At 68.0% G+C, this 24,890-nt stretch carries 19 protein-coding genes; 7 read left to right on the plus strand and 12 right to left on the minus strand.

All coding sequences use genetic code 11. The annotated features are described in order from the left end of the window. Positions 1 to 29 precede the first annotated feature (29 nt). From TFC3_RS33425 to TFC3_RS33455, 7 genes are all read right to left on the minus strand, one after another. Positions 30 to 5,633 (minus strand): non-ribosomal peptide synthetase, encoded by a 5,604-nt coding sequence (locus tag TFC3_RS33425; RefSeq protein ID WP_067510180.1) that lies wholly within the window; start codon positions 5,631 to 5,633, stop codon positions 30 to 32. Between the two features lie 249 nt (positions 5,634 to 5,882). Then, positions 5,883 to 8,486 (minus strand): ABC transporter permease, encoded by a 2,604-nt coding sequence (locus tag TFC3_RS33430; RefSeq protein WP_067510281.1) that lies wholly within the window; start codon positions 8,484 to 8,486, stop codon positions 5,883 to 5,885. After that, complete coding sequence (locus TFC3_RS33435; RefSeq protein ID WP_067510182.1) at positions 8,483 to 9,241, minus strand: ABC transporter ATP-binding protein; 759 nt, start codon at positions 9,239 to 9,241, stop codon at positions 8,483 to 8,485. The genes TFC3_RS33430 and TFC3_RS33435 overlap by 4 nt, the downstream gene beginning before the upstream one ends. Before the next feature lie 435 nt (positions 9,242 to 9,676). Continuing rightward, positions 9,677 to 10,549, minus strand: a complete 873-nt coding sequence (locus TFC3_RS33440) for a tryptophan 2,3-dioxygenase family protein (RefSeq protein WP_201787312.1) — start codon at positions 10,547 to 10,549, stop codon at positions 9,677 to 9,679. A 340-nt stretch (positions 10,550 to 10,889) separates the two neighbouring features. Beyond that, positions 10,890 to 11,888 (minus strand): methyltransferase, encoded by a 999-nt coding sequence (locus tag TFC3_RS33445; protein ID WP_067510186.1) that lies wholly within the window; start codon positions 11,886 to 11,888, stop codon positions 10,890 to 10,892. Positions 11,889 to 12,191: 303 nt separating this feature from the next. After that, complete coding sequence (locus TFC3_RS33450) at positions 12,192 to 12,407, minus strand: MbtH family protein (protein ID WP_067510283.1); 216 nt, start codon at positions 12,405 to 12,407, stop codon at positions 12,192 to 12,194. 47 nt (positions 12,408 to 12,454) lie between these two features. Then, a complete protein-coding gene (locus tag TFC3_RS33455) occupies positions 12,455 to 13,330 on the minus strand; it encodes a helix-turn-helix transcriptional regulator (protein ID WP_067510285.1) in 876 nt (291 codons plus the stop codon). Between the two features lie 618 nt (positions 13,331 to 13,948). Between TFC3_RS33455 and TFC3_RS38365 the strand changes: the two genes are divergently transcribed. The 7 genes from TFC3_RS38365 (at position 13,949) to TFC3_RS33490 (ending at position 20,640) form a co-directional block, all read left to right on the plus strand. Beyond that, entirely contained in the window at positions 13,949 to 14,437 is a 489-nt protein-coding gene (locus tag TFC3_RS38365) for a helix-turn-helix transcriptional regulator (protein ID WP_161952727.1), read from the plus strand. A 63-nt stretch (positions 14,438 to 14,500) separates the two neighbouring features. Continuing rightward, positions 14,501 to 15,001 (plus strand): hypothetical protein, encoded by a 501-nt coding sequence (locus tag TFC3_RS38370; RefSeq protein ID WP_067510190.1) that lies wholly within the window; start codon positions 14,501 to 14,503, stop codon positions 14,999 to 15,001. A 111-nt stretch (positions 15,002 to 15,112) separates the two neighbouring features. Further along, the gene (locus TFC3_RS33470; RefSeq protein ID WP_161952728.1) at positions 15,113 to 16,144 is read left to right on the plus strand and encodes an AvrD family protein; all 1,032 of its coding nucleotides are present in this window, start codon (positions 15,113 to 15,115) and stop codon (positions 16,142 to 16,144) included. Further along, positions 16,141 to 16,869, plus strand: coding sequence for an AAA family ATPase (locus TFC3_RS33475; RefSeq protein WP_067510194.1), 729 nt, complete (start codon positions 16,141 to 16,143; stop codon positions 16,867 to 16,869). The genes TFC3_RS33470 and TFC3_RS33475 overlap by 4 nt, the downstream gene beginning before the upstream one ends. Further along, complete coding sequence (locus TFC3_RS33480; RefSeq protein WP_067510196.1) at positions 16,866 to 17,981, plus strand: NADH:flavin oxidoreductase; 1,116 nt, start codon at positions 16,866 to 16,868, stop codon at positions 17,979 to 17,981. The genes TFC3_RS33475 and TFC3_RS33480 overlap by 4 nt, the downstream gene beginning before the upstream one ends. A gap of 10 nt (positions 17,982 to 17,991) precedes the next feature. Further along, positions 17,992 to 19,377, plus strand: coding sequence for an MFS transporter (locus tag TFC3_RS33485; protein ID WP_161952729.1), 1,386 nt, complete (start codon positions 17,992 to 17,994; stop codon positions 19,375 to 19,377). A gap of 159 nt (positions 19,378 to 19,536) precedes the next feature. Then, a complete protein-coding gene (locus tag TFC3_RS33490) occupies positions 19,537 to 20,640 on the plus strand; it encodes an amidohydrolase family protein (RefSeq protein WP_161952730.1) in 1,104 nt (367 codons plus the stop codon). Here the strand turns inward: TFC3_RS33490 and TFC3_RS33495 are convergent. The 5 genes from TFC3_RS33495 to TFC3_RS33515 all read right to left on the minus strand — a co-directional run bounded on the left by TFC3_RS33495 (position 20,593) and on the right by TFC3_RS33515 (position 24,884). Continuing rightward, entirely contained in the window at positions 20,593 to 21,786 is a 1,194-nt protein-coding gene (locus TFC3_RS33495) for an MAB_1171c family putative transporter (RefSeq protein ID WP_067510201.1), read from the minus strand. The genes TFC3_RS33490 and TFC3_RS33495 overlap by 48 nt on opposite strands. Before the next feature lie 44 nt (positions 21,787 to 21,830). Continuing rightward, a complete protein-coding gene (locus TFC3_RS33500) occupies positions 21,831 to 22,469 on the minus strand; it encodes an NADPH-dependent F420 reductase (RefSeq protein WP_067510203.1) in 639 nt (212 codons plus the stop codon). Positions 22,470 to 22,554: 85 nt separating this feature from the next. Continuing rightward, positions 22,555 to 23,532 (minus strand): aminotransferase class IV, encoded by a 978-nt coding sequence (locus TFC3_RS33505; protein ID WP_153040623.1) that lies wholly within the window; start codon positions 23,530 to 23,532, stop codon positions 22,555 to 22,557. Positions 23,533 to 23,665: 133 nt separating this feature from the next. Continuing rightward, positions 23,666 to 23,893, minus strand: coding sequence for an acyl carrier protein (locus TFC3_RS33510; RefSeq protein WP_067510206.1), 228 nt, complete (start codon positions 23,891 to 23,893; stop codon positions 23,666 to 23,668). 34 nt (positions 23,894 to 23,927) lie between these two features. Beyond that, on the minus strand, positions 23,928 to 24,884 hold the full coding sequence (locus TFC3_RS33515) for a chlorinating enzyme (RefSeq protein WP_201787313.1): 957 nt from the start codon (positions 24,882 to 24,884) through the stop codon (positions 23,928 to 23,930). Between the last annotated feature and the right edge of the window lie 6 nt (positions 24,885 to 24,890).

A 24,890-nucleotide genomic window follows, 5' to 3' on the forward strand; every position in this document is an offset into this window, starting at 1 on the left:
CCCATTCGAAAAGCGCGGTTCCGGTGCCCTCAGGACTGGCGGTCGGCCATCCGGAGCACCTGAGCCAGGATTCGGTCGCGGACGGTCGCGGCGAGGGCGGCCACCCTCGGCCCCTCGAAGACGTCCCTTGGAGTGACCTCCACGCCGAATGCGGTCCGCATCCGGGCGACGACGCGGAGGCTGTTGATGGAGTCGCCCCCGAGAGCGAAGTAGTCGTCCTCGACGCCGACCCGCGGGATGTCCAGCACTTCCGACCAGATCCGGGCCAACGCCTCCTCGGTCGGGTCGCGCGGGGCGACGTAGCCGGTGCCCGCGCCGTCTTGCCGGGTCGGCGCCGGCAGCGCGGAGCGGTCGAGCTTGCCGTTGTGGTTGAGCGGCATCCGCTCCAGCAGCACGATCCCCGCCGGGATCAGGTAGTCGGGCAACGAGATACCGAGATGGCGACGCAACTCATCCACGGCCGGCTCGGGCGCCCCGGACCGGCGGACGACGTGCGCAACGAGCCGCTTGTTGCCCTGGTCGTCCGGCCACACCGACACCGCGGCCTCGGCCACGCCGTCGTGCCGCAGCAGTACGCTCTCAATCTCACCGGGTTCCACCCGGAACCCACGGATCTTGACCTGGTCGTCGGTACGCCCGACGAAGTCCAGCGTGCCGTCCGGGCGCCACCGCACCACGTCGCCGGTCCGGTAGAGCCGCGCTCCGGACGGTCCGAACGGGTCGGCGATGAACCGCTCGGCGGTCCGGGCCGGGTTGGCGATGTAACCCCGCGCGAGGCCGGCGCCGCCGACGTACAGCTCGCCCGGCACCCCGACCGGTACAGGAGATAGACGCTCGTCGAGCAAATAGACCCTGGTGTTGGCGAGCGGCTTGCCGAGCGGCACAGTGCGGTGGCCCGCCCCGGACTGGACCTCGAACAGGCTGACGGTGACGCCCGCCTCGGTCGGCCCATAATTGTTGATCACCCGGTGGTCGCGCGCCCACGCCTCGGCCACCTCGGGCGCGACCACGTCACCGCCGACCCGGATGGTCTCCATCCCGGGCAGGGAATCGGAGTCGAGCGACGACAGGACGCTGATCGGTATCGATGCCGTGGTGACTTCACCGGCGAGCATGTGCTCCACCAGATAGGCTCCGTTGCGCGCGACGTCCGGAGCCGGCACCACCATCGTGCCCCCAGCCGCCCAGGTGGTGAACAGATCCTGGACTCCGGTGTCGAAGCTCATGGAGCACAGCTGAAACACCCGGCTGGCCGGGGTGAGCCCGTACGGCTCGACCACCGCGGTCACGGTGTTGTAGAGCGAGCGGTGCTCCACCATCACGCCCTTGGGCCGGCCCGTCGAGCCCGACGTGTAGACCACGTAGGCAAGGTCACGGGCGCTTCCCGGTGCCCCGGGATCGATGTCCGGGTACTTGGCGACGACCGGCCAGTCCCGGTCGAGGAAGACGAGATCTGCATCGCTGCGGGGGAATTTGTCGATGGCCCCCTCGTGCGCCAGGACAACCGCCGGGCGGGTTTCGGCCAGCGTGACGGCCAGCCGCTCCGCCGGGTAGTCCGGGTCGAGCGGCACGTACGCGCCGCCCGCTTTGAGCACGCCTAGGATCGCGACGAACAGGTCGGGACTCCGCTCGACGGCGAGGCCCACCAGTACGTTGCTGCCGACGTTCCGTTCGATGAGATAGTGGGCCAGCTGGTTCGCCCGCGCGTCCAGCTCGGCGTAGGTCAGCCGCTGGTCGTCGAGCTCCACGGCGACCGCGTCCGGACGCAACCGCGCCTGTTCGGCGACCAGTTCGTGCACCCGGTGCTCGACGGAGTAGTTCGCGGATGTGTCGGTCCAATCGTCCACGACCGTCCGGTGCTCGGCCGGCGAGAGGGCCGGCAGGTCGCCGACGGTCCGTCCGGGGTCACCGGCGAACGCCTCCAGCAGCGTGCGCAGGTATTCCGCCATCCGCCGTACGCTGTCCGGCTCGAGCAGCGCCGGGTCGTGGTGCAACCGGATGGTGAGCCGGTCACCGGGGAGCACGACGACGCCGAGCGCCGCGCCTGCGCCGACCTCGGTGTCGAAGTGGCTCAGCTCCAGGCCGTACGCGGTGAACGTCCGCTCGTCGAACGGGAAGTTCTCGAAGACGATGATGTTGTCGAACAGGTTGTCCCCGGCGGACAGCCCGCTGCACGACTGCGCCTGTGTCAGCGACACGGCCTCGAAGTCCCGGGCGTAGGCCTGCTCAGCCTGCAGCCCGGCCAGCCAGGTCAGCAAGTCCTGCGCGCCGTCCACCCGCACCCGCACCGGCAGCGTGTTGACCAGCATGCCGACGATCGAGTCGATGCCCGCCAGGTCGGCGGCCCGGCCGGACACCGTGCCACCGAAGCAGACGTCCCGGCTGCCGCTGTAGCGCGACAGCAGCAACGCCCACGCGCCCAGCACGAGCGTGCTCATGGTCAGGCTCGTTCGCCTGGTCAGCTCCACGAGCTGGGTGGACAGATCGGCGGCGATGTCCACCTGCACCATCCCGGTGGCACGCGGCCGGTAGTCGGGGGCGGCCGGGTGGTCGTACGGCAGCCGGGTCGGGGTGGTGAAGTCCGACAGCACGCCGCGCCAGTACGCCTCTGCCGCGCTGTTTTCCTGCTCGCCCAGCCACCGCAGGTAGTTCCGGAACGGCACCCGGTTTTGTGCTCCGGGTCCTTCGCCGTCGCGCAGCCGTGCGTAGTCGGCGGCCACCTCGGCGAGCAGTTCCGCACCGCTCCACCCGTCGACCACGATGTGGTGCATCGACCACAGCAGGCGAACACTGGTGTCGGTGAGCCTGATGATCGCGACACGGGCGAGCGGTGCCACGGCCAGGTCCATCCCGGCCGCCCGGTCGGCGGCGCACAGGCCGCGCCACCGTTCGCGCCGGTCGGCTTCCGGCAGCTTCCGCCAGTCATGCCGGGTGACCGGCAGCGTGGCCCTGGCCCGGACCACCTGCACGGGGTCGCTGACATCGGCCCACACCACCGCGGTACGCAGGGCGGGCAGCCGGTCCGCGGTCCGCTGCCACGCCAGCCGCAGCAGCTCCGGGTCGTCGACGTGGTCGAGCACCAGGTCGAACTGGATCAGGTGCAGGCCGGTGTCCCCGGTCATCAGGGCGTCGAAGAGCATCCCGCCCTGCATCGGGGTCAACGGGTAGACGTCCTCGACGGCCCCGCCCGCGGCGAGGCCACCGAACTCCCGGTCGCTGAGGTGGATGAGCGGGCGGTCCGCCGGCGCGTCATCGGGCTGGGCTCCCGCAGTCGTCACGACCTCGGCCAGCGCGGCGATGGTCGGCTTGAGGAAGAGGTCCTTGGCGGTCAGCCGGATGCCGTGCACCCGGGCCCGGGAGACGACTTTGATGGCCAGGATGGAGTCGCCACCGATGGCGAAGAAGTTGTCGGTCACGCTCACCCGTCCGACCCCGAACACGTCGGCCCACACCTGAGCCAGCAGCCGCTCGGTGTCGGTCCGCGGCTCGACGTGCGCCGCCTCGGACAGCTCGTCGATCCGGGGTGGTGGCAGCGCACGGCGGTTGATCTTGCCGGTGTTCGACAGCGGCAGCGTGTCCATCACGATGAACCAGGACGGCACCTCGTAGCTCGGCAGCCGCGCGGCCAGGGCGTCACGCCACGCCGCCTCGTCGGCCTTCCGGCCGCGTTCCGGTACGACGTACGCGACCAGGTGCCGGGCACCGCGAACCTCGTGGACGACAACGACAGCATCAGCGACACCGTCGAGCGCGGCGAGCGCGGCCTCGATCTCGCCGATCTCGATCCGGAAGCCGCGGATCTTGACCTGGTTGTCGAACCGGCCCAGGAAGTCCACCGTTCCGTCGGCCCGCCAGCGGACGACATCGCCGGTGCGGTACAGCCGCTTCCCCGGCTCGAAGGGGTCAGCCACGAACCGTTCGGCGGTCTGCGCCGGTCGCCCGAAGTAGCCGCGCGCCAGGCTGTCGCCCGCGATGTAGAGCTCACCCGGCGCGCCGGGCGGGACCGGGCGCAGCCACGCGTCGAGCACGTACAACTGGGTAAAGTCAAGGGGCCGGCCGATCGGCACCACGCGCGCCCGTACCTGTTCCAGGGTCAGAACCTGCATCGTCGAGAAACAGGTGGTCTCGGTCGGCCCGTACGCGTTGTTGAGCTGAGTGCCGGGACAGTGGGTCAGCACCCGCTCCAGCGCCTCGGGCGAGTGCACCTCGCCGCCGGTGGTCACCGTGGCCACGCCGGCGAAGCAGTCTGGCGACTCCTCGGCGAACAGGCGCAGGAGGGCCGAGGTGATGAACACCGACGTGACCCCCTGCTCGACGATCAGCCGGCGTACGAGAGCGGGCGTCGACTCCTCCATCGCAATGACCATCTCGCCGCCGGTCAGCAGCGGTACCCACAGCTCGTAGGTCGAGGCGTCGAAGGCGTGCGGGGAGTGGAACAGGACCCGGTGATGTGCCGCGCTGCGCCATAACCGGTCCCACGCGAGGCAGACCACGTCCGAGTGGGTGACCGCGACACCCTTCGGGGTTCCGCTGGAGCCCGAGGTGAACATGATGTAGGCGAGTTGCCGGGCGTCCGGCAGCCGTTCGGGGTCGTGGGTGGGTTGCCCGGCGGTCGTGACCAGGTCGTCCACCACCAGCGTCGGCAGGCCGGCCGTGGTGGCCCTGGCCGCCATCGCCCGGTCGGTCAGCATCAGCTCGGCGCCGACGTCAGCGAGCATGGAGCGGACGCGGTCCTCGGGGTGGTCGGCGTACACCGGAACGTAGGCCCCACCCGCCTTCACCACCGCCAGGATTGACACGACCGTGTGCACCGACCGTTCCACCAGCATCGCAACCCGGGACTCCGCAGCGATGCCCTCGGCGAGAAGACGGTGGGCGAGCCGATTGGCCCGCTCATTGAGCTCGGCATACGTCAGGCGCTCGGCACCGGCCAGCACGGCCGGTCGGTCGGGGCCGAGCCGCACCCGCTCGGCGAAGATGTCCGGCATGCTCCGGTGTGCGGGAAACTCGCGCGCGGTGTCGTTCCAGTCGAGCAGGACCCGGCGCAGTTGGTCGTCACGCAGCAGCGGAAGCTCGGACAGCGGGCGCCCCGGGTTGGCGAGCACACACTCCACCACGGTGCGGAATGCCTCGGCCAGCCACTCGACGATCTCCATCTCGACGACGTCGGGGTCGTGGCCGACGGTCACCTCCAGCCCGCCGTCCTTCTCGGCGAACCGCAGAACGATGTCGGCGACGGCGAACTCGGCAGGCAGCGGAAGGTCCGCCGCGCCGGGAACGTTGCCCAGGAGGTTGTCGAAAGACAGTCTGCCGTCGACGGTCGAGTTCAGCACCACGGGCGAGCCGCGGTCCTCGGTAGTGCAGCGGACTGCCGCGGTCACCTCGTCCTGACCTGCGTATGCCGTGGACAGCACCTGACTCGCGGCAACCAGCGCTCCGAACAGCGTGCCCCCGGCCGAACCCGCGAGCTGCCGCAGATCCGACACGAGCGAGGCGTCGAGAGCGATCCGGTGCGTCGCCGCAGGACCGGTGGGCACCGACGGCCGTGGCCGGTCGACGGCGAAACGGGTCAGCGCCCGGTCGGCGGCCGGATCCGACGCCGGCCCTGCTTCCTGGAACCCCTCGGGCGTCACGTACGGCCTCCCTGTCCGGTCCGGGCTTGGCCTCCACCATGGAAGCCGTGCCTGACCGCCTCAGTCTTCCGACCGGGACCGCGATCCAGCTATGCACTTGATCGAAGAGGAAACCGGCAGTCAGCGGGCTGCCCGCCTTCTCGGGCGACCGGCGCCCAGGGCCGCGACCCGGTGTGAAAGGCCGACGGCGCCGCCGGAAACCCGGCGACGCCATCGCGCGCTGTGCAACCTCAGCCGTCCGCCCGGTCCTTACTCGCGCCCGCCGATCGCGTCGATCGCCGCGTGCCGCAGGGCGAACCGGGTGGCCATCGTGATCGCACCCCAGGAAATCGCGACGGTGAGCGCCACGATTGCGACAACTCCCATGATGGAGAGGCTGGGCCTGGGTGACTGCGTCAGACCGAGACTGAAGCCGATCAGCGGGGGGATTGTCGCCAGCGCACCGAAAAGCAGTGCCGCAAAGACCACGATCCTGGCCTCGCCGTTCATCATCGCGCGGATCTGGTTCCGGCTCGCCCCGATGAGCTGCAGCATCGCGAACTCGCGGACCCGCGCCGCCGTTGCCATCACCAACGTGTTCACCACGGCGATGGCGATGTAGCCCAGCAACACCGTCTGAAAGAGCAGATTGAGCACCCAGTCACTTCCGCCCCCTGCCCCGGGCGCGGCCAGGAATGCCTCCCGGTCACCCACCTGAACCGTCGGATAGGGCTGGACTGCGCCCCGCAGTGCGTTCTCGAGCGCCTTCTGGTCGGTCCCGTCCGCCGACCTGATCAGCACCGCGTTGTCGACCCGCGCGGTCGTGTGGGCGAGGACCAGATCGTTGGGCAGAGTGACATCACCGAAGCCGAGGCCGTTCTCGTAGATCGTCACCACCCGCGGCTTGATCGTCGTGCCGTCGCCGAGGTGGAGCTCGATGTTCCTGCCGACCTTCGCGTGGACGGTTTCCGCGACGACCCGGCTCAGCGCCACCGTCTCACCCTGCAACTGCGTGATGTCGCCCTCGATCACGGCGAGGTCCATGGTGTCGGAGAGCCGATCGGGCGTGACCCCCTGAGCGGCGAAGACCTTGGTCGCGGTGCTGTCCTCGGACGGGAAGGTCAGCAGCACCTGCATCCGCGCCACCGGCGTCACCACAGCGACGCCGGGCACCCGCCGCACGGCGTCCACGACCTCCGGGGAGATCCCGGCGCCGGACGACGCGGTCAACGCGTGATCGGCTCGCAGTCCTTCCTCGACCTGGTCCTGCGCTCCGGCGATCGCCGTGGAGGCTCCGAACACCTGCACGGCGGCCAGGGTCACGCCCATCGCCAACGGTGTGGTCGCCGCACTGAGCCGCCGCCAGTTGGCCCGGGCATTGGCATGGGCGAGGAAGCCGCTGGCCTTGGTGGGCAGGTTGACGAACCGGCCGAACAGCAGGAGGGCGCCGTAGAGCAGCAGTGGTCCGAGGCAGCCGAGCGCCACGACGAACAGGAGAACCGCGCTCGCCGCGGTGTCGGCGGCGGAGTCGCCCGGAGACGCCACGTTGCCCAGGGTCAGCAGCAGCCCGAGCGGGATGAGCAGGAGGCCGATGGTGAGCCGGACCCAGCCGAGCTTCTTGGGCTCGACAGCGGCGTCCCCGAGCGCCTCGACCGGGCTGACCTTGGCCACCCGGCGCGCGACCAGCCAGCCGGCGAGCCGGGCGCTGGTCATGCACAGGACCAGCGAGGCGAGGATCGGCAGCGGCCCGACTTGCATCTGGAAGTCCGGGGGCATCGCGCCCGCGAAGACGAACACGCTACGCATCGTGAAGGCGAGCAGCAGCCCGGGAATCGCTCCGACCAGCGCGCCCGTGAACGACACGAGGGTCATCTCGGCATTGATCATCCAGTGGATCTGTTTGGGCAGCGCTCCGATGGCGCGCATCAGGGCCAGCTCGCGCCGGCGTTGCCGCACTGACAGCGCGAGGGTGCTGGCCACCACGAACACCACGATCAGCACCATGGTGCCGCCGAACGACGCCGCCGTCTCCACCACCAGACTGCGGGCGTCTCCCACGTCGAGGAATTCCACGTCGCCGCGTTCCGCGCCGACGTGCACCACCACGCCGGGGACGGCGGCCTTGATGCTCTCGGCCAGCTGCGCCGGGGTGACGCCGGGCGCGGCGAGCACACCGATGGCGTCCACCCGGTCCGGCCGGCCGGACAGACGGGTCGCCTGATCGTCGGTGAAGAAGACCGCGGACTGCCGGTTGAGTTCGTCCGGAGCGGTGACGAGACCCACCACGCGATAGGAGGCCGGGATCGAGCCGACCACTATCTGCACCGTCGCGTCGAGCGCCACGTCACCGCGATCAGCGAGCTCGGCGTCCAGCACGACCTCGCCCGGCGTGGCCGGGGCACGGCCCTTGCTCACCTGGAAGGGCGCGAGGGCCGCCGCGGACCAGCCGTGCCCGAGCACCGGGAAGTCCTGTGGGCCGCTCACCACGTCGCGGTCCGGGGCCAACAGGCTGAGCTGCACGTTGACGTCACCGACGGCAGACCGGACACCGGGCACCGCGGCGACGGCGGCTACCGTGCCAGTGGGCAGCGTGACGCGCTCGCTGTAGCGAACCTCGGAGCTCTCGTCCAGCCAGAAAGACTGCTGGGCGCCGAGGACCACGGCCGCGGCCGAATACCGCTCGGCGGTGACGCCGTTTCCGAGCCCGGACTGCAGCAGGACACCGCATGCGGTGATCACGGCCGAACCGGCGACGATCGCGACGAAGGATCCGCCGAATCCGCCCTTGTTCCCCTTGATCGTGCTCCACGCCAGCCGAAGATCGCTGGGCAACGGCACCACGAGGCGGACCAGCCGCCGGATGCGGCGGATCACCACTCACCCAGGTGCGTCATGCGCGACGCCACCTGCTCCGGGGTGGGCCGGGTCAGCTCACCCGCCAGCTTGCCGTCGGCCAGGAACACCACCGAGTCGGCGAACGAGGCGGAGACCGGGTCGTGGGTGACCATCAGGACGGTCTGCCCCATGGTGTCCACCACCTGTCTCAGCAGCTCCAGGACCTGTTTGCTGGACCGGGTGTCCAGCGCACCGGTCGGCTCGTCCGCGACCACCACGTCCGGGTGGTTGATCAGCGCTCGGGCAACCGCCACTCGCTGCTGCTGACCGCCGGAAAGCTCGCTCGGCCGCCGCTTCAGGTGCTCGCCGAGACCGACCGCGGTGAGCACCTCCCGCAGGAACTTGCGGTCGGTCTTCTTCTCCGCGAGCCGCAGGGGCAGCGTGACGTTCTCCTCCACGTTCAGCGCGCTCAGCAGGTTGTAGGCCTGGAATATGAAGCCGATCCGCTGCCGGCGCACCTCGGTCAGCTGCGCCTCGCTGAGGCCCGACAGCTCGACGTCGCCCAGCCAGACCGAGCCCGAGGTTGGCCGATCCAGGCCGGCCGCGCAGTTCAGGAAGGTGCTCTTGCCGGAGCCGGACGGGCCCATCACCGCGGTGAACGTTCCCCGGCGCAGCTTGATGCTGACGGCGTCCAGCGCCTGCACGGTGCTCTTCGCCGATCCGTACACTTTGGACACGGCCTCTAAGCGAATCGCATGGTCAGCGGACGTGGCGCGCTGTACGACATGGGTCATAATAAGTAGTTCTAACGATACGCACCATAGGCTGTCAACTTTTCCCAAAGCCAGGAAATGTCGGTTACACGATAGCGCGCGATTGACTGTCCGGTCCGGACACCCACTATTTCCGGAGCGCCCGGTGCGCATTCATCGGCCGGTTCGCCCAGGACGGTCGCGCATGAGTCCCCGACGATCGGCCGACGCCTCGCGCGAGACGGCCCGCGACCCCGGCACGAGCCGGAGGACCACTCACATAATCCCCGCTTCAGCAGCCAAAACGAGGCTCATCCGAGCGAACCGATGGCACGCCGGAGAGCCGCCGGCCGACGTCTGGCAGAGGTTGGCGGCGGCTACCGGCAGCCGACATACTCCGGCCGGGAACCAGCTTGGTAAATGCATTCCTGAATGTTGCCGAGCATCATCCTTCCAGCGGCGGCGTAAAGGTCGTAATCAGCGGTAAGCGAATCCGAGCATGTCAAGTTCGGGTGCCGTGGTGATGGGTTCAGGAACCAGATTGTCTTTCTGGACGAACCGTTTCAGGTAACCGGCGCCTTCGGTGCCGCCGGATCCCTTCACCCCAGGAAGATAGCGGCGGCCGAAGCCGTAGTGCCTACCTCGCCAGGTCAGCAGCGTACGTTCGACCGCGTCGAGCGCCTCGGTCAAGTCCGGATCGCCCGCGCCGAGCACCGTGTCGCGTAGCGGCCGCACAGACCGCAGCGGCGGCACGGTCAGTTCGTGCAGGTGCTCGAACCTGAGGTACGCCTCGACCTTGCGCGCGTCGTGGCCGTACATCACCAGCTCCATCAAGTGGTAGTTCAGCGACTGGACGGCGCTGGCCTCGCCCGTGGCGTCGCGGAACGTCAGGAACAGATCGGGGGTCAGTGTCTGCAACACGTGAAAGATGTGGTTCGGGAGCTCCGCGTAGTGAACCAGCTGCGCCATCAGGGCAGGCGCCTGGCCGTCGCCGCGACCGATCGACAGCCTTGCGCGTACGGTGAAATAACGGATCAGGTAGAAGGCCAGCTCGCACGCCTGCACCGTGCGCAGGAAGATGTGCTCGTGGTGGTCGTTCGAGGCAAGGAAGCCGGAGCAGCGGGTCAGCACGAACGCCTGCCAGAGCGCCATGCCGTCGTCGCCCCGGCCTTTGATGATCTCGGCCACGTTCGCTTCACTGCCGATCTTCACCGGGAGCCGCCCGACCTGCTCGCGGAGCGCGTTCAGCCGCTTCAACCGTTCCTCGGTGTGGTCGGCTTCGGTCAGCCGCGGAGCGGCGCGCCGCTCGACCGCCTCCAGGGCGGCCAGCGTCGCGTCCAGGGCCAGCACCGCTCCGGCCACCGGCTCGGCCGGGCTCTGGTCGAGAAACCATGCGTAGACGTGTAAGTTGGCGTAGCGGTAGTACTCGGGGATGGGTTCCCGGCTGAACGACCGGGTCAGCAACCGCATCACCTCGCTCGCAGTGCCCTGTCCGGCGCACGCCTCGCCGTACAGCCGGCACAGGAGGTCCCGCTCGGCAGCGGTCAGCGCCTGCCGGCCGGCCTTCTCTTGAAGCCACGCGACGTTGTCGCACTGTCCCGGAAGTTCAAAGGTGCCCGGTACGGTCTTCATCACTCCTCCGGCGCTGCGCTTAGGAACCCGGAACCTGGCCGGCCGTTGACGCGGCGCGTCATTTCTTGAAGCCGATCACGAGGTGCTTGTCCTGAGAGGACCGGCGCACGTCGCAGTCGACGAAGCCGGCGGTTTCCAGCAATCCGATGTACTCGGCCGCGGTCCGGTGCCTCCCCTTCGCCTCGACGTGCATCGACAGGTTCATCACCGCGGTGGGCAGCGGCCCACGACGATCGTGGTCGAACAGCCGGTCCATGATCAGGACGCGGCCGCCGTCGGCGCAGGCGCGGTATGCCTTGTGCAACAACTGCAGGCCGATCTCGTCGGTCCAGCCGGAAAGGACGTAGCCGAACGCGACGCACTCGGTCGGGGGGAACTCGTCGCGGTGAAAGTCGCCTACGACAAAGTCGAGCCGGTCCTGCAGCTGGTGCCGTGCCACGGTGTCAGCCACGTACGGGCCGACCTCGGGCAGCTCGAACACTGTGGCGCGCAGACCGGGGGTGGACTCCAGGGCGGCTACACAGAATGGCCCACTCGCACCGCCAACGTCGAGCAGGTGCCGGACCCCGGCCAGCCCGGCCAGCGGCGCGAGTTCCCGGGAGACGTCGTAGGTGAGCTGCCACATGGCTTCCAGGAACTTGCCGGTGAGCTCCGGCGTTCCGTACATGACGTCGAACGGAGCGGGCAGAGCGGCGTCCACGGCCGACTTCCCGTCCGTCAGGTACGCGTCGAGCTGCGGCAGCCGGTCGAGGGTGCTGTTCATGACGTGGCTGACGAAGCCACCGACCGAGCGTGGGCTCTCGGGGTCGAGGAACGGCGCGAGCTCGGCGGGGATGCGGTAGGCGCCGTGCTCATTCCGCTCGATGATGCCGAAGGAGTCGAGCAGGACCAGCAGCCGGTCCAGGGAGTCCTGGTCGAGCCCGAGCTCGGAGGCGACCTTGTCGGTAGACGCTTCCCGATCGATGAGGTAACCGAAGACACCATGTTTGTCCGCCAGGTGAACCGCGGTTGTCGCGTACACGCCGTAGACCGCTTTTTCCAAAGCACTGGGCGGCATTTACTCAGTCTCCAAATCATTTCTGCGGGCGGTCACGTATTCCTACCGAGGAGCCATCGGCATCCGTCTTTCCCGAGGTACGGGAGGCCGGCGTAAAAGCGGTCGCCGGATACGCGGCCGCGACTGGGAGGTACTGCCTTTTCGAATGTCCGTGAGACGAGGCTATGCATGGCTGGTAGGGGCCTGAAGGAAGTTGCCTTGTCGTTCAAGGACCGCCGCAGAAATTTTCTGTACGCAGAAGTACCCGGCCCATGGGGCCGGGTACCGGAATTGCGTGGGTGTCGGATTGGTCGAGTGGGTGGGCTAACGCTGGTCCATCGCCTCCGCGAGACTCCGGGGCCGCATGTCGGTCCAGTTCGCCTCAACGTGGTCAAGCGCCGACTGCCGATCGGTCTCTGGCAGCACGACCGTCCATCCCGCGGGCACCTCGGCGAAGGACGGCCAGAGAGAGTGTTGACCCTCGTCGTTCACCAGCACCAGATAAGTGCCGGCCGGGTCCTCGAACGGGTTGGTACTCATGGTCTTCCCTTCGTTGGTGTGGCTGGTCCGCACGCCTGGCCCCGGCGTCAGGCCGCTGAGGACTGACCGTCGGTCCGGCGGCCGGCCGAGCGCCGCTGCTGCAGCAGCGCAACGCCGAGCGGCGTGAGGGAGTGCAGCGCCATGTTGCGCTGGCGGGCCGTCGTGATCAGCCCCGCCTTGCGCAACACCTTGGCGTGCTTGCTGGCTCCGGCGAGTGAGATGTTGAGGCGCTGGGAGAGTTCCCCCGTCGTGCAGCTGTCCGACAACGTCTCGAGCACAGCGGCGCGGGTGTGTCCGACCAGCGCGCTCAGCGCCTGCTCGTCACCCCCGCCGTGTCCCCACAACGTGGTCGCAGTCGTCGTGTCCACGGGTACGGAGAAGACCAGAACGGGCACCCCGATCTCCTGGAAGTCCTCCACGAGCATGCATGTCTTGCCCGCCAGGAACAGCGACGGGCACAGCACAAGCCCGCGCCCGTTGAGATGGACGTCGCGGTCGGGCTCGCCCGGCGCTTCCAGGCTCGGAGGCCTCCAGTTCAGCCTCGGGTGCAGGTTGTCCAGCGCGGTGTGCATACCGTTGGCGATGCTTATCCGGCCGCAAGCGTCGCGCACCGAGGCCAGGTGACCGCGCATCTGCCGCCAGTGCGGCAGCACGGCGGCCTGGCAGAACCCGAACAGGGTCGCCTGCGCCCGCTGACGGGCTCGTTCGTCACCCCCGGCGTCGGGATTTCCGCCGGGATGCTTGAGCAACGTCAGTAACTCGTCCGTGTCGTACCGGCCAGCAAGCTGCTCGACCTCGGCGACCCGGGCGCCGAGCCGCTCCCGGACCCCCTTCTGCCAGCCCTGGAAGGGAGCGCCGCCCTGCCTGCCAAACTGCTTCAGCGCGAATACGCTTTCGGCGACGGGCCCCAGAGTCGATATCATGGTCAATTGCGCGAGATCGGCAACCGTGAAGTGGATTCTCAAATCCCTCGGCCCCAAACGTCATTGTCGGTGGGGCCAGCCCTCAACGCGCCGCCACAACTGCCGGGCCATGGCACCGCACCCGATCGTCGAAGTACGCACGAACAGTCCGCGACATGCCACGTGTGGGCACGTCCCGGAACGATCCGAGTTGACTACCCCAGCTTTCCCAGTGGTTCCAAACAGCTATTTCCCAGCAACACAATGCATTGCGCCGTACCCCCGCGGATGCCACTCGGTCAACCACTGACGCAAAGCCACCTCCGAGCGGTAGGAAAGGAGATCCGTCGACTGAACGGCAATGCGCGATGAAGAAGTATGCGGACAGCCCCGCGGGGAGTCCCGGGTCGAACGGTCGCGCCGGTGCGAGCGCGGCATCGACCACAGTGGCGGGACCGAGTTAAGCAGCGCCCGGAAGTGCTGTCAACTACTATTGTGAACAGAGCGCACGGCGGTGGCCGGCCGCGTCCGAGACCCACCTCGATACCGGATTGCGCTTCACCGCAGGCCTAAACTTGATCTCCGTGTCCGCCTGACGTCCATCGTGGAGCAACGGCCCGAAATGGATCGTTGTTCAAAGTGGTTGACAAGACGACTCGCCGCCGGTTTGCTATGCGTGCTATGGATGACCAACCCCTTCCGCGCAGTGACGGTGCCGACATCCGGCCGACCATGACTCTTGCCGACAAGATCAATGCATTGATCGTCGAGCATTGGCGGGGGCAGAAGCCGCCCGGCAATGCCGTGATCGCCGAGCGCATCCGCGCGGCGACCGGGTTGTCGATCTCGACCGGCTATCTCTGGATGCTCCGGACCGGCGCGCGGGACAACCCCACCGGCACCCGCCTCCAGGCCCTGGCGAAGTTTTTCGGGCGCTCGCCCTCGTACTTCCTCGACGCCGACGGCTCCGAGGCGAACGACCAACTCAGCGCAGCTTTGCGGTCGGAGGACGTGGTCCAGATCGCCCTGCGCTCGGACGGCCTGTCCGCCCAGAGCATGAAGGCCATCCTCAGCATGGTCGAACATGCGCGGATGATCGAACGGCTCGATGAGGACAAGGCTCAGTAGATCAGTTCGACGACTGCATTTCGCCGGATCCACCCGGGGATCCGAATCCACACGGGGAGAAAAATGCTTGATCGCGAGCTTCAACGTTACTGCAGCTCGATCACTCGAGATATCGAGCTGCCCCGGCCGTTCTCCGCCAGGGCCCTGTGTGCGGAATTGTCCACGCAACGGGATCGGCGCATCTACCTGCACCCCCATGAGGCCGTCGGAGTAGGGACCGATGCCCCCTGCGGCGCGTGGATCGCCACGGCGCAGGCGGACCACATCTTTTTCGAACAGAGGACCAGTAAGTACCACCAGGAGCAGATCATCCTGCACGAGATCGGACACGTGCTCTGCGGCCATGGCCTGCACGACGTCTTCGAGACCCTGCTGAGCGGTCCCGGCGTCCTCGATAATCGCGTTGCCGTTCGCGGGGCGCTCCTTCGCACCAGCTACACCACTCAGCAGGAGAAGGAGGCAGAGCTAGTGGCAACCATGTTGCTGGGGCGGTCGACCTCCTGGGACGGCGACGGCGCGCAGACCGGCGAGCGCTACCTGGGCAAAGTGCTGGGCTTCATCTGATCCATTCTCAAGACACCCGCACGGCCCGGCATGCATTCGCCGAGGCCATTTCCGATCATTGTCACGGCTTCTGTCCCAACCGCGTTCGAACTGACGAATAGGGCGATCCTCGTGAATATTCAGACGGATATATCTGTCGGGTACCTGCCCGTCACGCGCGCCAATCACATCGATGACCACTTGGGCTCGGCCGAGCACCGATACTTCGGATCCGGTCACAAACAGGTGTTCCAGCGCATTCTGAATCTTGCCTGGACTCCGGCCGCAGCGGAAGCCGGGTCGCTGCGCACCGAGGCGCAGGGCACAGCTGAGATCAGGTATCCGGTCGCCTGGTCGTACAAGAGCAACAATGCCATCGGCCCCGCGCATGTGAGCACCATCGACGCCCTCGCACTCAGCCTGCGCATGGTGGAGGCATTCCTGTCATCCGGTTTCGGGCTGACCGCTGACCAGATATCCCGGGCTTGGCTCAGCCGTTACACGATGCGGCCGAGTTCGCGGCCGCACACCGACATGCACGACGTCCCACTTCGGATCGTCCGGGGCGAGAGCCGTACCGACGACCGGCCGTCCGGGCGGGCCTCCACAGAATTCGTCTGTGCGGTCGGCGGCATCAAGGTCCGATGTCACGTCGAGCACGATGCGGGCGAGGCCCAGCGCATGGGCACTGCACTCTCGCTCGTCACAGCACCTTACCACTGCGGTGGCTACCGTCGCCGGACACACGAGATCACTGACGTGACCTTGGCGGCCGCGGGGACGTCTGTCGCAGCTACGGTCTGGGTGTGCGACACGGCGCAGGCCGGCGCCGGTGCCGGGGAACTCGGGGCGGCGTACCAACCGGCGTTGACGACGCTCGATGCCACCATCGTGTACGCCCAACTGGGCCAGGTGTTGATGTACTCCTTGGACGAGGTGTCACGAGGTGACACCAACACGCTGTGGATGCGCGCGGTCGACATGTCGTGCAGCAGTCCGAATTCCACCTTGCCCGGACCGATGTCGTGCGCCTCGAGCGTCACCCGGAGTTCCGTCCTGAACGTCGCCGGTCAGCAATGGCGGGTCTCCGCGATGCGAGGCAGCATGGCGAACACGACCGTCACCTACTCGCTTGGACACCGCCTGCCGGGTGAGGAGCGGTGAAGCTGGCGATCTCCGGCACCTACTCCTCCGGCAAGACCACGACGTCGATCGCGCTGTCCCACCTGACCGGCATCCCACGGACGCACGCCCGGACCATGCGGGAGATCCTGCCGAGGCTGCTGCCCGGCCGGCGTCTGGAGGAGTGCACCATCCCGCAACTGCTGCAACTGGGCATGGCGCGGTACACCGAGCGGGCGGTGCACGAGAGCAAACTGCCCGACGGCTTCATCTCCGACGGGTCGTCATTGCACGAATGGGTGTACGGCAGCGTCCGGGTGGCGGTCGGCCTTCATCCCGGCCGCCCGCGGGATCCGGCCGGCTTCCGGTCCGCCGACGAGCGCGAGTTCTTCGTGCAGGTCATGGACGCCATGGGGGCGGTGATGCGCCGGCACGCGATGGACGCCTACGACGCGTTCGCCCACCTGCCGATCGAGTTCCCTCTCGCCGCCGACGGGCACCGGCCGGTCTCCGAGGAATTCCGGGCCCTGTCCGACAAGCTGCTGCTTGATGCCCTCGGACAGGCCGGCATTCCCGTACGCGTCATCGGAGGTTCGCTCGGCGGCCGGCTGAATCAGATCGTCGGGGCCTTCGACCTGCCCACGGTGATGCCGGTGAACAAGGCGATTGGGCTCGCACGCTCCGAGATGAGCCGCACGGACACCTCGGACGAGCTGGCCCGCCGCGACGGCCGGACGGTTGTCAGCACAGCGAAGGGACCGGCATGACCATCGCCGAAGCCAACCAGGCGCTGCTCGCCCCGTTCCGGCTCGGAAAACTTCCGCTCCGCAACCGGGTCGTCATGGCCCCGATGACGCGCGAGGCCTCGCGCGACGGCGTGCCGACCAAGAGCATGATCGACTATTACGCCCGCCGGGCCGCCGGCGGCGTCGGACTGATCATCACCGAGGGAACCACCGTCCCTCACGTGGCCGCTCGCAACCGGGTCGGCGTCCCGGTCTTCCACGGCGTCGAGAGCCTCGAGCAGTGGGCGAAGCTCGCCGCTACGGTGCGCGCCGAGGGCGCGGCCATCATGCCGCAGCTGTGGCACGTCGGGATGGATCGCAAGACCGGGGATCCGCCCGATCCGACGGTGCCGCCCGCCGGCCCGTCCGGCATCGACCTGAACGGCACCAAGGTGGGCCGGCCGATGACCCGGAACGAGATTGACGACGTCATCCAGGCATTCGCCGCCGCCGCCCGCGATGCCGAGCGGATCGGGTTCGACGGCATTGAACTGCACGGGGCTCACGGGTATCTGATTGACCAGTTCCTCTGGTCACGAACCAACCAGCGGACGGACGAGTACGGTGGCGACATCGTCCGGCGTACCCAGTTCGCGGCAGATCTGGTGCGCGCGTGCCGCTCGGCCGTCTCGGCCGAATTCCCGATCATTTTCCGGCTCTCCCAGTGGAAGATCAGCGACTTGACGGCCCGGCTGACCGAGTCGCCGGCGGAGCTCGAGCAGGTCGTCTCGCTCCTCGCGGACGCGGGCGTCGATGCCTTCCACTGCTCCACCCGGCGCTACTGGCTCCCCGGGTTCGCGGGCCTGCCGTTGACATTGGCCGGCTGGGTCCGCAGGATCACCGGGCTGCCGACGATCGGTGTGGGATCCGTGGGCCTGCGGAACAGCGAATTCACGGCGACGCTGCTCCACGGTATGGGCGCCGAGGTGGACGGACTGGCCGGTGTGGCGGACCACCTGAACCGCGGCGAGTTCGATCTCGTGTGTGTCGGTCGTGCTCTCATCTCGGAGCCGTCGTGGGTGAACAAGATCGCGCAGGGGCGCAGCGACGAACTGCGGCCCTTCAACGCCGGTGATCTGGCCAGGTTGTACTAGGGAGACGATGGTGTCCACCGCCGATCGCCTCGACACACTCGGCACCGCAGTTGCACCGGCCCGTCCCGGCGACGGTGCCCGGCTCCTCGCGCTGGCCATCGGATTCGTGATGGCCACGCTCGACGCCACCGTTGTCACCGTCGCCGCGGTCGACATCGCCGACGACATGGCGATCGGACCGACCGGCCTCACCTGGCTGATGGACAGCTACATTCTCTCGTTCGCGTCGCTGCTGCTGTTGGCCGGGTCGCTGGCCGACAGATTCGGCGCACGGCGGACATACCTCGCCGGGCTTGCGCTCTTCATCGCCGCGTCGACCGTGTGCGGACTCGCCGGTGACGGCGGTCTGCTCGTCGGAGCACGCGTCGTTCAGGGTGCCGGCGCGGCGTTGTTCATGCCCAGCTCTCTGGTCCTGCTGGTCGGGGCTTTTCCGGAGCCGCGCCGCCAGGCGATCGTTCTCGGGTACTGGACCGCGATCGTCTCGACCGCCTCCGGGCTCGGACCGGTCATCGGCGGTGTCCTGGTCGGCACGCTCGGCTGGCGGAGCATCTTCCTCGTGAACATCCCTTTCGGGATCGCCGGCGCCGTCCTCACGATGCGGTGGATCAGTCCGTCGCCGCGGCGCCCGAGAGGGCTGAACCTGGCGAGCAACGTCGCGAGTGCCGGCCTACTGGCCGCATTGTCGATCGTTCTCATCGAGGGGCCGAAGCAGGGCTGGACCTCGTTCCCATCAGTTGCGATCCTCACGGTGGCGGCTCTGTGCGTCAGCGCCCTCGTCGTGTCGGAAAGGTTCGCCGCGGACCCGCTGATCTCGCGTTCACTTCGCGGCAGCCCGGTCTTCCGGGCAGCCGTCAGCATCGGACTGCTTCTCAACCTGGCGCTCTTCGGCTCCATCTTCATGCTGGGCGTCTTCTTCCAGCGCGCGTGGGGGTTGTCACCGATGCAAGCGGGATGGTCGCTGCTCCCCATGCTGGTGGTGTTCGTCCTGGGAAATCTCACGTTCGCGCGCCTGGTCCACCGGTTCGGCAGCCGCCGGCCGGGGCTCGTCGCGCTCTGCGTGGCCGCGGCCGCCTCAGCGACGATGGTGACCATTTCGGCGGCGACACCGTACGCACTCCTGGCCGTCGCCGTCGGCGTCGCGAACTTCTGCGTCGGTGTGACGGTACCCGCGTTGACCGCCACGCTGATGGAGGTGGCGGGCAGCCACGCGAGTACTGCTGCCGCCCTGCTGAACGCCAACCGTCAAGTCGGGGCGCTCCTGGGGGTCGCCGCCGCGGGATCAGTCATAGCCGCGCCCACGGACTGGTATCACGCGGCATCCGTGGCGTTCGCCGTCATCGCCCTGGCCTACGGCACCGCTGCGTGTCTGGCATCGCGGCTTGCCCGATCGACGTAGCACCGGGTACCCCAGCAGGGGCCGTACCGAGCAATCCCGATATCCTGTTCGACCATCTTCGATGAGTTATGGGCGGTAATGCGACCACAGACGGAAATGCAGCCACATCCACACGGCTATCAGGGGCTCCGTGCCGATCATGTGTTCGACGGTGAACGGGTGCGCGACGACCGTCCGGTGATCGTGCTTCGTCACGGCCGGATCGAAGCGATCGAGGACGGTCCGATCGATGCGTCTCTTCCTGTAACGGACTACGGTGCGGCCACCCTGCTGCCGGGGCTGGTTGATGCCCACGCCCACTTGGCTTTCGACCCGTCCGGCGCTCCCGCCGAGCAGTTCCGCCACGATTCCGACGACATCCTGCTCGCCCGCATCCGTGAGCACGCCCGGATCGCCCTGCTGAGCGGCGTGACAACCGTGCGCGACCTCGGCGACCGTGGATATCTGGCCCTGCGGGTCCGCGACGAACGCCGGCCGGACCTGCCGGAGCTGCTGTGTGCCGGCCCTCCGTTGACCCGTAAGGGTGGCCACTGCTGGTTTCTCGGCGGTGAGGCGGAACCCGGCGCCGCGTTGACGGACTCGGTCGACAGCCACGTCGACCAGGGTGTCGACGTCATCAAGATCATGGCAACCGGTGGAGTGATCACGCCCGGTTGGACACCTTACGAGTCGCAGTACACGGCAGCGGATCTGCGCACGGTTGTGGAACGCGCGCATCAGCACGGAGTTCCCGTCGCGGCCCACGCCCACGGGGCTGACGGCATCGCCGCGGCACTCGAGGCAGGCGTGGACGGCATCGAGCATGCGTCCTTCCTGAGTGCCGGCGGGGTGCAGGCCAGCGATGAGGTGATTGCCGCCCTGGCAGCCAGACGCGTCTTCGTCGGCGTGGCCTCTGCCCGGCTGCCGAGCGGGAAGCCGTTGCCACCTCTGTTCCAAGCCGTGGCCGCCGTTTTCGCGCGCCAGTATCGTGCCGGCGTCCGGCTGGTCTGCTCATCCGACGCGGGCGTGGATCCGGAGAAGCCGTTCGACTGCCTGCCCCACGGAGTCGTCGACTTCCGGGACGTCATCGGCATGGACAACCTGTCGGCGCTCACCGCCGCAACGAGTCTGGCGGCGGACTCGTGTGGCGTCGGCAACCGCAAGGGACGCCTTCGTGCTGGTCATGACGCGGACATCCTGGTGGCGCCCGGGGACGCCACTACGGACGTATCCGCCTTAAGCAAGCTTGTCGCTGTCCACCGTGCGGGAATTCTGGTCAGCTGAGAAATGAGGGCGCTCACGGTAAGCGGCTCGCACCGCCATGAGCCACCGCACCTCGCTGTCGAGATCATCGCCGCCGTCGGTGGCGATGGCGGGCACCTCCGTGGACCGCGGCGCGCCGGCCAGCTTGGCGGCTCGACCCAGCACGAGACAGCGAGCGGTCACGGTACCGGCCGCCTCCATGCCGGTGAGCCCGCTCTCCCCCACCTCCGCTGTCACCGCCGCCAGCTGCTCCGGCGTGACCCATTCACGCAAGGTGATCGCAGCGTCCCGGATCTCGATGACACGTCGTTGGAGCCGTACGATGCTGTGGCGCAGCTGGAGCAGATCACGACCGAGCGACGGGCAGTCCTCGAGGACCACACCGGGCACGGCCTGGGTCAGGCTGTGCCAGAGGTGGAAGAGCCGGCACCGCTGCCACCAGGCCCGGACGCCGGCGACGATTGGGGCGACGACCACGATCGCGCACCCGAACACGAAACACAGAAAGTAGGTCATGGACGCGTACAGGACCAGGGTGTCGCTGGCGGAACCCTGGCCGGAGCCGTTCACGACGGTGACGGCCCGGCCGAAGACGTAGACGACGCTCGCACAGGCCCCGATGAAGAGCAGCATGACGGCAAGCCGGAGGGCTCCGAAGCTCGTGGCCCGCTGGTGACGCCACAGCCGCCTGGCAGAGTCGGCGGAGGCGACTGCCATGAACAGCAGATACGCGATCCACCCGACGGTGATGACATTGCGGTACGCCGACACCGGCAATGCGCGGTCGCGTGTCGCCTCAGCGGCGAGGGTGGACCACAGTTCGGCGATCAGGATCACCGTCACGATCGCGGCGGTGAACCAGAATCGGAACCGGCGACCGCGTCGAGACCAGGCATTGGGCGAATCGACGCTCGCGATGGTCCACAGGATCGACATCATGACGATGTGACACCAGCCGCCGAGGAAGACGTCGAGATTCGGCACGCCGCTGACCCGGACCACCGTGACCGCGACCTCATCCTGGAGCAGAGCGATCTCCACGGCCAAAGCCAACAGGGCCAGCCACACGGGGCGTTGCCGGGCCAGGAAGGCCGCCCGGGTGCGAAGCAGAAGCGCTGACCAGCTCACAACGAGGAGAACAAGCCTGACGACCTGCTCAGTCGTCATGCGACATCATCCCGGGCCCCGGTGCTCCCCACGGAGGGCAAGCCCTACGCGCCTTCGAGCAGCCGGCGTTTCATACCGGCGACGGTGAACATCTGCGGGAAGAGCACACCACCCGGATCGAGCGGTGCGGACTCCGCCAGGCCGCCGATGTCGACCGGGGCAAAGCCGGTGGCCTTGACCAGTTCGCCGACCATCTCCTTGGCCGAGCTGTCGTCGCCGGCGACCGCCATCGCCCACAGACCCGGTTGGCGCCGGCCGCGAACAGCGAGGAGCTCCGCCATCACGTGTGTGAAAGCGCGCACCACAGTTTCGGACGGCAACAGCTTCGCCAGGCGGGTCCCCACCGTCTCGTCACCGTCGAGGCCGGAAACGATCTGCCCGTCCGGTGACAATGCGATCGGATTGGTGGGATCAACGACGATGCGGGCCGCGCCACCGGCGGGCCAGCCTGCCACGATGTCGTTTATCGCGTCGTAAGGCACTGCCAGTACGATGACGTCTGCCACCTCTGCGGCAGCGCGCCATCGCACACATTGGACGGCTGGTGGGACGTCGCCCGCTGCGAGCACTTCGGGATTACGGACGCCGACGACGACCTCATATCCGCCGTCGTGCAACAGCGCCGTCAGGTGTTGTCCGACAGGACCGTAGCCAAGAATCGCGACTGTGCCCAGTGTGTCCACTGTGTGCCAACCCCCCGATCGCTTCGTCCGCGACCGTACCAGAGGTCTTGCCTGGCGCGATGCCCTCGCGCGCGGCGGCAATTTTTTACACCACTGGCACCGGGGTAGGATCCATGGCCGCGTTCCACGGTACGTCGGTCGGCGCGGACTCGCCCCGTACCTGCCGAAAGTAGGCGTCTACCAGGTCAGTGGTCACCGCGCAGTAGGGCCAGCCACGGAGTTCGTTGCCGTCGATCTCACGAACCGGCGCGAATTCGGTGCCGGTGCCGCACAGGAAGACCTCGTCGGCGCGGCGCAGCCGCTCGGGGCTCACCGCCTCCGCCCGGACATCCAGGCCGAGGACAGTCCGTGCGGTGGCCAGCACCCAGGCCCGGGTGACACCCGGCGCCATCACGTCGGACAGGCGGGGAGTCAAGAGCCGGCCGCCCTCGACGAGGAAGACCGACGCGGAAGGGGTCTCGCTGATGAAACCGTCGCAGGTCAGCAACACGCAGCCGTCATACCCGGTCGCCGACGCGGCATCCTGCGCCAGGCGGGGCCCGGCATAGGCGGAGATGGTCTCGGCTGTTCTCCGGAACGTTTGCTCCGACGGCCGCTGCCAGTCGCTGATCAGCAGCCGCATGCCCTCGCCCGTGGCCAGCCATCGCTCGCGGCCACTGGGTGCCGCCGAGACGGTCAGGACGGTCTCCGCCGGGTCTCCGGTCCCGTCCGGGTTGCTCGCCCCGACCGCAATGCGGACGTAGCTGTCCTCCATGATCGAGTTGGCGGCGACGAGCTCTTCGATGACCAGGGGTACGGCGTCGGCGCAAGCTGCGCTCAGTCCCATGATGCGGCACGAGTGGCGCAGGCGGTCCAGGTGCTGGGCGAGCAGCCAGGGCCGGACCAGGCCCGGCGAATTCTCCTGCCGGTACAGTCGGACGCCTTCGAACGCCGATGTCGCGTAGGGCATCGTGCTGCCACCCGCCGGGATCGTCGCCCGGTCGGCCGGGACCAAGCGGCCGGCGTGGTGGATCAGGCGAGGGTGCGTGGCGACCCTGGGCCGGGAAACGAGCGGAAAGCTCACGTCAGCCTCCGTAGCGATAGACCGGCTCGGTACATGGTCCGGTGGAGCCCGCCGGGCGGCACGCACACATGGCGCGCCGCCCGGGCGACGTCCTGGCCCGAGGCCAGAACGTGTTCGACGGCCATGGGACGGCTCAGGCCGTCGCCATGACGGCGTCGAGGTGTCGAGAGATCTCGGCGATCGTGGGGCGGCGGAACAGCGCGTCCATCGGCACCTCGACGCCGAAGGCGCCCCTGAGGTCCACCTGGATCTTCTGCATGATGAGTGAGTGCCCGCCGAGGTCGAAGAAGTCGTCGTCGTCCGCGATCTGCGGCAGCGCCAACTGCTTCTTCCAGATCTCGCGTACCTGCTCGATAGCCACGTGCAGCCTCCTTGCGGTCGGAACGGCGTCCGGCTCAGCGAGCCGGACGGGTGGTGAACGGCTGCCCGTGCACGTCCTGCGTGCGAATCTTGTTGTGTCCGAACTTGTCCTCGCCGGACACCAGCACCGAGCCGTAGTCGGACAGATCGAACGACGCGCCGTGCGCGGTGAACTGCTTCTGGTTGGGGTACACCCGCACGTGGGTCGGCACGTAGCGGCCCGCGATGGCGAACCGGGTCTCCCGCTCGGTGACGTTGGGCTCCGACCCGTGCACGCACGTCGCACTGAAGATGACCGCCTCGCCCGGCTGCATCTCCATCCGGACGACGTCCTCCTCCGGTGGCGTCCAGGCCGGATCGATGAGGAAGTCGGCGAACTTGTAGCCGAAGAATGCGGTGCCGGAGTTGTTGACGTCGAAGTTCTGCCCGCGGCCGGAGTCGGTGGTCTTGCGCTCGTCGTAGTACCAGTTCCGCTGTGAACCGCGTACGAACCGCAGACACCCCGTCTCCACCGTGGCCGGCGTCCATGCCGTCCACACCGTGATGTCGATAAACGCGTTCCAGTCGGGGTCCGTGGGCAACAGCTGCGGATTCCCGTTGGCGTAGCTGTAGTCCCGTACCTGGTGCCACTCGGTGCCCTCGGTGCCCGGGAACTTCGGGAAGAACTCGGTGCGCCACATCAGCACGTCCGGCCCGAGGATCGACTGCAGATACTTGATGATCGTCGGGTGACTGATGTGCGAGTTGAGCAGCGGAATGTCGAAGTGGCGATCGTAATTGACGTTGTTGTGGTACAACGCCTTGGAGTGGTCCTGGTTCTGGGCCCTGATCTCGCGGATCATCGACGAGGCCTCGTCGGGCTCGTAGAGCTTGATCGGCCCGAAGAACCCGTCGCGCTGGAAGGCCGCCACATCGTCCTTGATGTCTTCGTGGGCCACAGCGTTGGCCGCGAGATTCGCAGTCGGCTTCGGCAGTGCCTGCAGATCCGTCACAACAAC

This window comes from Actinoplanes sp. TFC3, assembly GCF_001553785.1.
Classification (GTDB): domain Bacteria; phylum Actinomycetota; class Actinomycetes; order Mycobacteriales; family Micromonosporaceae; genus Actinoplanes.